The sequence below is a fragment of the Oleiphilus sp. HI0080 genome (assembly GCF_001635135.1).
In genome coordinates this window covers 1-891 of sequence record NZ_LWFU01001016.1, presented here as the reverse complement: position 1 = coordinate 891, position 891 = coordinate 1, and the positions used below count along the sequence as shown (strand labels likewise).

At 48.7% G+C, this 891-nt stretch carries 1 protein-coding gene; it reads right to left on the bottom strand.

From position 1 onward, the window contains the following. Positions 1-891, bottom strand: an 891-nt coding sequence (locus A3751_RS23175; RefSeq protein ID WP_197466518.1) for a hypothetical protein, incomplete at both ends; no start/stop codon positions are given.

Below are 891 nucleotides of genomic sequence, written 5' to 3'. Positions count from 1 at the left end.
CTGATTGGTATATACAGAGTCGTGACCGCGAACATAGACTTGCGCTTGCGGCTGTCCGTTGGCATCGGCCTGATTGATTGAATAGTCGTCAAAGAAGTGCGTGGCGTCTGTACCTACTTTCGCGCCTATAGCGTCACGGGAGTTCAAGTCCAAAGCATTGCTTGCGAGTTGGCGCTGATAATAATCAATTCGATCAGCCCAAAATGTCTCGGTATAGTGCTCGGTGCCATAAGCATCATCATTAGCACCATTAGCAAAAATACCCGAGCTATACGCTTCAATCGGGTAGACGATAAAAGGCGCGCCTTCCAAGAGCGCATAACGCAGCGCTCGGCCTATCGAGTTTGTATCATTGAGCGCTGTATTCAGAGGATTCTCAAAGCTATCAAGAGTCGCCAACTGAAAGCGCGGAAGCCCCCCTTGCGTTAGCGTTTGATAGAACTCTGCTGCCTGATTAGCCGTCTGATAAGAGGCGAACTCACCACCAAGCACCGTTGAAAGGTGCCTCATCAAGGTATTGAGAGAAATAGCCGCTTCATCGGGGTTAGTCATATCCGGTTCGCCAGACGGGCTTATACTCACCTCCACTTCTCGATCGAACGCACGCCAGAGAATATGGTCAAACTCTGCTGAAGATAGAGTACTTTCAAAACTCTCAAACACCCGACGCACAGATAAGGCATCTAAAAGCAAAGACATGGAGTGACTATCCGCGATGCCCTTCGGAGGCTCAATGAAAACAGGTTCATCCCTACCTAGATGAGTAAAGGTGAGACGATTAGCGGTAAGCTCAGCACCGGGTTCGGCGTAAACGTTGGTGAACTTACCATCAAGTTGGTCACGCGCGACTATCGATTCAGGTTTGAGAAAGAACTCTTTTAAGTAGTTATA